The sequence below is a fragment of the Micromonospora sp. MH33 genome (assembly GCF_003013775.1).
Taxonomy (GTDB): domain Bacteria; phylum Actinomycetota; class Actinomycetes; order Mycobacteriales; family Micromonosporaceae; genus Micromonospora; species Micromonospora fulviviridis.
Genome location: NZ_MUYZ01000334.1, coordinates 1 through 7,139, shown reverse-complemented (window position 1 = coordinate 7,139; position 7,139 = coordinate 1). Strand labels below are relative to the sequence as shown.

General features: G+C 74.5%; 7 protein-coding genes. 1 reads left to right on the top strand and 6 read right to left on the bottom strand.

All coding sequences use genetic code 11. The annotated features are described in order from the left end of the window. From B0E53_RS31315 to B0E53_RS31305, 3 genes are all read right to left on the bottom strand, one after another. Nucleotides 1–1,061, bottom strand: a 1,061-nt coding sequence (locus B0E53_RS31315; RefSeq protein WP_107079280.1) for an FAD-dependent monooxygenase, incomplete at its 3' end; no start/stop codon positions are given. Continuing rightward, on the bottom strand, nucleotides 1,058–2,704 hold the full coding sequence (locus B0E53_RS31310; protein WP_107079279.1) for an AMP-binding protein: 1,647 nt from the start codon (nucleotides 2,702–2,704) through the stop codon (nucleotides 1,058–1,060). The genes B0E53_RS31315 and B0E53_RS31310, both read right to left, overlap by 4 nt. A gap of 36 nt (nucleotides 2,705–2,740) precedes the next feature. After that, entirely contained in the window at nucleotides 2,741–3,382 is a 642-nt protein-coding gene (locus B0E53_RS31305) for a pyridoxal 5'-phosphate synthase (RefSeq protein ID WP_107079278.1), read from the bottom strand. A 101-nt stretch (nucleotides 3,383–3,483) separates the two neighbouring features. On the opposite strand from B0E53_RS31305, the gene B0E53_RS31300 reads away from it, so the two are divergent. Further along, on the top strand, nucleotides 3,484–4,164 hold the full coding sequence (locus B0E53_RS31300) for a class I SAM-dependent methyltransferase (protein WP_107079277.1): 681 nt from the start codon (nucleotides 3,484–3,486) through the stop codon (nucleotides 4,162–4,164). Nucleotides 4,165–4,228: 64 nt separating this feature from the next. Here B0E53_RS31300 and B0E53_RS31295 read toward each other — a convergent pair whose 3' ends face one another. The 3 genes from B0E53_RS31295 to B0E53_RS38085 form a co-directional block, all read right to left on the bottom strand. Then, nucleotides 4,229–5,011, bottom strand: a complete 783-nt coding sequence (locus B0E53_RS31295; RefSeq protein ID WP_107079276.1) for an alpha/beta fold hydrolase — start codon at nucleotides 5,009–5,011, stop codon at nucleotides 4,229–4,231. Continuing rightward, on the bottom strand, nucleotides 5,008–6,261 hold the full coding sequence (locus B0E53_RS31290) for a Gfo/Idh/MocA family oxidoreductase (RefSeq protein ID WP_107079275.1): 1,254 nt from the start codon (nucleotides 6,259–6,261) through the stop codon (nucleotides 5,008–5,010). The genes B0E53_RS31295 and B0E53_RS31290 overlap by 4 nt, the downstream gene beginning before the upstream one ends. Further along, a partial coding sequence (locus tag B0E53_RS38085; protein ID WP_107079274.1) for a saccharopine dehydrogenase occupies nucleotides 6,258–7,139 on the bottom strand: 882 nt, incomplete at its 5' end. The genes B0E53_RS31290 and B0E53_RS38085, both read right to left, overlap by 4 nt.

The following is a 7,139-nucleotide window of genomic DNA, read 5'->3' as shown; positions in this document are numbered from 1 at the left end:
AGCGCCCGGCCGGCGGCGGTCCGATTGCGCTCGGCCGCGCCCCGCCGGGTCGTGTCGTAGCGTTCGACGGCGGCGGCGGCGCCGGCCGGGTCCGCGAGGGCGGCGGCTACGGCGGCCGCGGCCTCGTCGGCGTCCGCGATCCCGCTGTTCATCCCCCGCGCGCCGAAGGGCGCGAAGAGGTGGGCGGCCTCCCCGGCCAGCAGCACCCGGCGGTGCGGGTCGGTGAACGCCGGCGCGACGCGTTGCTGGAAGTGGTAGTGCGACACCCAGAGGATCCGGTCCGTGGCGCCCGGGTCGAGCACTCGCGGCAGCCAGTGCCGTACCCGGTCGGGGGTGGCGATGGTCTCCTCGGTGTCACCGGCCAGGCACTGGAGGTCGACTTGGACGCCGCCGGCGAACGGGATGACCAGGACGTGCCGGCCGTTCATGCCGGGGTGGTGGTAGTGGAAGATCCGTTCCGCCGGGTAGGGGTGGTCCGGGTCCTGCTCCACGTCGACGACCACGTGGAAGCGGGGTGAGCGGTGTCCGACGATCGGGATGCCCAGCGCGCGGCGGATCGCCGAGCGGGCTCCGTCGGCGGCGATGACGTGGCCGGCCCGGAAGGTGGCCCCGTCGGCGGTGGTCAGTCGTATCTCGTCGGGGTCCACGTGGATGGTCTCGACGGTGGCGTCCCAGTGGATCCGCACGTCCTGCCGCTTGGCCGCGTCCCGGAGCAGCCGCTCGGTGTCTACCTGCCGGAGGCTGGTGAACGGGGGGAGGCCGCCTCGATGGCGGGGTGGGTAGCTGCGTCGGAACACCTCGCGGCCGGCGTACCGGGTGGACCGGGTGTGCCAGACGAGTCCGTGCCGGGCCAGCTCGCCGCCGAGGCCGGGGGCGATCCGTTCGAGCCGGTGCAGCGTCTCACCGTGCACGTACAGCGCGCGGCTGCCGGGGCGGACGCGGTCGGCCGGATCGGCCTCGAGCACGGTTGCGGGCAGTCCGCGCGCCCGCAGCGCCAGGGCCGCCGCCAGGCCGACCGGGCCCGCACCGACCACCAGGACCGGTTGTGGTGGCGCGGTCACGGTCGGGCCCCGACGGTACGGGCGGCGCGGGCAGGCGGTTTTGTGGCTTCCTCCCGCAGCCGGGCCTTGTCGACCTTGCCCACTGCGGTCTGGGGCAGGGTGTCGAGCACCCGGAGCCGGTCCGGCAGCTTGTACGCGGCGATCCCGCGTTCCCGCAGGAAGCTGGTGAGCTGGCCGAGCCGGGGCGCCTCGCCGCGGGGTACCACGAACAGGCAGCTCCGCTCGCCGAGGAGCGGGTCGGGCATGGCGACCAGGGCCGCTTGGGCCACCGCCGGGTGGGCGAGGACGTGGTTCTCCACCTCCTCGGCGGACACCTTCTCCCCGCCGCGGTTGATCACGTCCTTGCGGCGTCCGGTGATGACCAGGTGCCCGGTGGGCAGCCGGCGGGCGAGGTCGCCGGTGCGGAAGAAGCCGTCGTCGGTGAAGGCCCGCGCGTTGTGATCCGGTGCGCGGTAGTAGCCGCGGAAGGTGTAGGGGCCGCGGACGAGCAGCTCGCCGGTTTCGCCGTCGGGCACCGGGTGGTCGTCGTGGTCGACGATGCGGATCTCGTCGTCGGGTGAGAGCGGCTTGCCCTGGGCGGTGAGGAGCAGGTCCTCGGGGTCGTCGAGGCGGCTCTGGCTGAGTAGGCCCTCGGCCATGCCGAAGGACTGTTGGAGGCGGCAGCCGAGAGCGGCGGACATGCGGCGGGCTGCCTCGGGCGTGACGTGGCTGCCGCCGACCTGGACCAGGCGCAGGCTGCTCAGGTCCGCGGACCGGTTGGCGACGGCGTCGGCCCAGATCAGCCCGAGCGGCGGCACCAGCCCGGTGACGGTGACCCGCTCGGCGGCGATCAGCGGGAACGCCTCGTCGGGGCTGCCGTTGGGGCAGAGCACCACGCGGCCGCCGACGGAGAGGGTGCCGAGGACGCCGGGGCAGGCCAGGGCGTAGTTGTGTGCCACCGGCAGCACCGCCAGGTAGACGGTGTCGGAGTCCAGGCCGGCGTTGGCTGCGCTGAGCCGGATGTTGTACCAGTAGTCGTCGTGGGTGCGCGGGATCAGCTTCGGAACGCCGGTGGTGCCGCCGGAGAGCAGGAACAGCGCGACGTCGGTGGGATCCGGTTCGGGTAGTTCGACCGGCTGCGTCTCGGTCAGGTCCGCGTACCGGAGGAGGCCGTCGGCATGGCCGGGGTCGCCGACCACGACGACCGTGCGCAGGGCGGGCAGTTCGGCCCGTACCTGGGCGGCGAGCGCGCGGTGGTCGAAGCCGCCCGCGACGTCCGGGACGATGTAGGCCACCGCGTCCGAGGCGCGGCAGAGGTAGTCCACCTCGGTGCGGCGGTGGGCGGGCAGGGCGAACACCGGTAGCGCGCCGAGTCGGAACAGGGCGAAGCAGAGCACCACCAGCTCGGGCACGTTCGGCAGGTGCACCACCACGCGCTCGCCGGGTCGGATGCCCTGCTGGCGCAGGCCGGCGGCGACGCGGTCAGCCTGCTCGTCCAGTTCGGCGTAGGTCCATCGGTCCTGCCCGGCTACCAGCGCGGTGCGCGGGCCGTGGGTGTGCGGGGCCGCGCGCAGCAGGGCGCCGAGCGGTTCGCCTCGCCAGTGTCCGGCGGCCCGGTAGCGGTCGGCCAGCTCCCGGGGCCACGGTACGCAACCCTCCAGCACGTCGTCCTCCTCTCGGTCAGGCTGTTCGGATGTGGGTCAGGGAGTGAGTTGTTCCAGGTCCCAGCCGCCGTCGTGGCGTCGCTGGTAGCGCAGCCGGTCGGGTGCGCCGTCGACGCGGCCCTGCCAGAACTCGATCCGTCGCGGGAGCAGGCGGTAACCGCCCCAGTCTCGCCCTCGGGGCACCTCCTGGCCGGCGTAGCGCCGTTCCAGCGCGGTGATCCGGTCGCGGATCACCTCCTGACCGTCGACGACCGTGGACTGGTCGGAGGCGCGGGCCAGCAGTTGGGCGGGGCGGGGCAGGTGGCCGAAGAAGCCGTCGGCGCTCACCTCGTCGAGGCGCTGGGTGTCGCCTTCGACCCGGACCTGCCGGTCGGCTTCGAGCCAGCCGAAGCAGAGTGCGGCCCGGGGGTTGACGGTCAACTCCAGTCCCTTGCGGCTGTCGTAGCGGGTGAGGAAGACGAAGCCGTGGTCGACGCGCACCACGTCGACCAGCCGGGCGGCGGGCTGGCCGTCCGGGGCGACCGTGGCGAGTACGGCGGCGGCGGGGTCGTACGGCTCGGTCGCGGCCCACTCGGCCTGCCATCGGCGGAACTGTGCGACCGGGTCCGGGTCGGCCTGGTGCGGGGGCAGCCCGTCGCGGCGGTAGCGGGCCCGGGTTCTGGCGAGGTCGTTGGTCATTCGTCCCTCCAGCGGAGCGTTTTAACATCTTTTGAGTTCTATATTCGAATATGTTACGGTCCTAGGACCGGCGCTGTCTCCCATCGAAGGGATGCCATCCGATGAGCACTTCCTCCCTCGCCGCCTCGAACCTGGTCGAACGGCACCGGGCGGTCGACTCGCCCACCACGTTCCGGCTGCTGGACCTGGAATGGGATCTGCTGCCCGGGGTCTTCGCACCGCACCTGACACAGTCGGCCGCGCTCTACGCCGAGTGGCTGCCCTACCCGGTCGGCGGCTCGTTCTGCGAGATCGGCAGCGGCACCGGATACCTGTCGGTGCTGGCCGCCCTGCGGGGCTGCGCCGCGGTGACCGCGACCGACATCAGCCCGGTGGCGGTCGACAACACCCGGCGCAACGCGGCCCGGCACGGCGTGGCCGACCGGCTCAGCGTCCACCAGGGCGACCTGTTCACCCCGATCCCGGCCGGCGAACGCTTCGACGTCATCTTCTGGAACTCCAACTTCGTGGACACCGACCAGCCGGCCCCCGACGGCGACCACCTGCACCACGCCCTGTTCGACCAGGGCTACCGCGCCCACGAGGGCTATCTCGCCGGGGCCCGGGAACGCCTGCACCCCGGAGGCCAGCTGCTGCTCGGCTTCACCGACCTCGGCAACGCCGACCGGCTGGCCGAGCTGGCCGACCGGCACGGCTGGCGGGTGCGCGTGCAGCGGGCGGTGCGCTGCGCGGCGCCCCAGGGTGACCTGCACTACCAACTCCTTCGCCTCGAATCCCGCTGATCGGCTCCCGCTGATCGGTCCGGACCCGGCGCCGGTGGCCCCGCAGGCCACCGGCGCCGGCACGTCACGGCGTCGACGGCCAGCCGGCCGTCGCGCTGGCGCTGTGCCCGAGCAACCGCATCGCCTCGCCGACCACCGCGGGTCCGGCCTCGCGCAGATAGAAGTGGTCGCCGGGGAAGACCCGACTGTCGAACCTGCCGGTGGTCACGTCGGCCCAGGCACGCATCTCCTCGTCGCTCGCCTCGGTGTCACCGGCCGCGCTGAATCCGGCCACCGCGCAGCTCAGCGTCGGCAGCGGATCGGCCGGCCAATAGTCTTCGATCAGCCGGTAGTCGGCGCGCAGGCTGGGCAGCACCAGTTCCCGCAGGGCCGGGTCGTCCAGCAACGACCCGTCGGTGCCGCCGAGGCGGCGCAGGTCCGCCAGGATCGCCTCGTCCCCGCCGACGTGGACGGTCTCCACCCGCTGCCGGTGCGGCGCCGGCCGGCCCGAGACCACCAGCAGCTGCGGCGGCCGCCCGGCCCGCTCCAGCCGCTGCGCCACCTCGTAGGCCAGTGCCGCGCCCATGCTGTGCCCGAACAGGATCAGCCCGGCGGTGGACAGCGGGACGAGCGCACCGGCGGCACTGTCCGCCAGCTCGCCCAGCGTCGCCGGCAGCGGGTCGCTCAGCCGGTCCTCCCGGCCCGGGTACTGCACGGCGAGCAGCTCCGCGGACGCGGGCAGGGCGCTGTTCCAGCGGCGGAAGAAGGCGGCCGTGCCCCCGGCGTGGGGGAAGCACACCAGCCGGAAGCCGGGCAGGGGGCGCGGATCGAAACACCGCAGCAGCCCGCCGGCGCCGTACTGCTTCATGACGATGCCTCCTGTCGTTCGATGTGCGGGGCGAGGGTGGTCGGGGTGGTGTTGCGGTCGTGGCTGACCGGGGCGCACCGGTCGGCGGCCGGGCGGGAAACCTCGTCGGAACCGGCGCCGCCGGCGGGCACCGCGAGCGGCAGCGGCTGCGGCTCTGGGCGTTCCCGCAGCTCCGGCGGGCCGAGCCGGCGGGTCACCTCCTGCCAGAGCTTGCAGACGCCGAGGTGGTACTGCCCCTCGGCCAGCCCGTCCCGCTCCCCCACGGCGGCCCGGACCAGCTCGTCCAGCGCGCGGGCCACCCCCTGCGGCCAGAGGTCGCCGACGATCTCGCGGTAGCTCTCGGCGACCGCCGGGCCGAGCGGGGCGGCGCTCGGCAGGTCCAGATACTCCTCTGGCGCGGTGGACAGGTCGACCAGGTCGGCCGTGGAGCGGGGCAGGTGCGCGCGGGGCGACCAGAGCACCGGGCCGTGGGTGCCGGTCAGCGTCAGCAGGCCACCGGGGAAGCCCACGGTCACCCGGTGCAGCAGGTGGGCGTGGTTGTCCGGATCCGCCGGGTCGAGCTGGTTCTGCACCCGCAGGGTCACCGGCACACCGCCGATGACGCCGTCCAGGCTCCGGTACGGAACGTCCAGCTCGGACATCCGGCGCAGCGCCTCGGGAAGCCCGACCGGGTCGGCGAATCCCGCTGGGCGCAGCCGTCCGACCACCCGGCCGACGATGTCGAGCAGGCTGAACGTGACCTGGATGCCGGCCATCGCGTCGACGAAGAGGGGGCGCTGACCGGCGGCGGCCAGCCGGGCTGCCGCGTCGAGGAACCGGCGTACCGGCGCCACGTGCACGTAGTGGGTGTTCAGCTGGTACGCCACCGCGGACCGCCGGGCCTGCCGCAGGCAGCGAGCCAGCTCGTCGGGGTGGACCGGGTGCTCCTGAAGCACGTGCACACCCCGGTCGAGCAGCGCCTCGGCCAGCTGCGCCCCCGGGCCCCCGTTGATGGCCGTACCGACCACCACGCAGGCGATGTCGATGTCGTCGGGCAGTTCGTCGACGCCGGTCAGCAGGGGTACCCCGTAGTGCGCGGCGACGGCCTTCGAGCGTTCCCCTCCCCGGGCGAGCACCCCGGCCAGCTCGTACCGGTCGGCGGCCCGGGCGATCCCGGCGAGGTAGATCCGGCCGAACTTGGTGCCGGCGACCACCACCCGCCACCGGTCGCCACCGCCGCGCGGGCCGGTCGGTCGCGTCGTGCCGTTCACAGCACCCCCTCCTCGACCTCGGCGGCTGCGGCGGCCGCCTCGTCGGACACCTCCACCGACAGCAGTGCACCCCAGTCCCGCAGCCGTCGCACCGACCGCTCGGGCGGCAGCGCCGCGTCCGCGCGGTGCCGTCCCGGCGGCAGCCCGCCCTCGGCGACGGTGCGCGCCGCCAGCGCCGTGACCGCCCCGCTGAGCAGATACGTGTCCGGGGCGCGGGCGACCAGCGTCCGGGTCAGCGGGCCGGTGTCGGTCCGCCCGGTCAGCTCCAGCACGAAGAGCTGGTAGGGGCGTAGCCCGGCGGCGTCCAGCTCGGCGGCGTGGCAGAGCTGCGAAACGGCCTCACCGGGCGCGACCGCGCCGCCGGAGCGCAACCGGCCCAGCAGCGCCAGCGTGTGTTCGCCGTCGAAGACGTTGAACCAGCTCGCCTCGACCAGCCCGAGCTCCGCGGCGACGCGGCGCAGTTCACCGCTGAGGTAGGGGAAGGCACTGACCAGGCCGGGGAAGAACGGTACGGGCTCTCCGAGCCGGGGGGCCAGGGCGCCGGCCGCCACCCGGCCGTCGCGCCAGGCGGCCCCGGCGGTGCCGTATCCCTCGGTCAGGCTGGCCAGGTAGTCGGCGGCGGCGGCCGGGGTGAACCGGTCCCGCCCGCCGGCGTAGCCGGTGAGGCTGTCCACCCGGGTGAAGGGCGGCCCTGCGAGCAGGCGCGGCAGCAGCCCGGTCAGGCCCGGGCTCATTCCGGCGGCCAGCACCGCGACCCGTCCCGGGCCGGGCAGCCCGGCCGCGGCGAGCTGCCCGTCGAGCACGTCGTCGCCGGCCGCGTCGACGTAGTGCGCCCCGGTGGCCTCGGCGACGGCGGCCACCCGGGGGCCGACCGCCGT

Coding starts and splice junctions, on each gene's coding strand:
- B0E53_RS31295 (WP_107079276.1), bottom strand. CDS start 5,011: ATGAAGCAGTACGGCGCCGGCGGGCTGCTGCGGTGTTTCGATCCGCGC.
- B0E53_RS31305 (WP_107079278.1), bottom strand. CDS start 3,382: ATGACCAACGACCTCGCCAGAACCCGGGCCCGCTACCGCCGCGACGGG.
- B0E53_RS31300 (WP_107079277.1), top strand. CDS start 3,484: ATGAGCACTTCCTCCCTCGCCGCCTCGAACCTGGTCGAACGGCACCGG.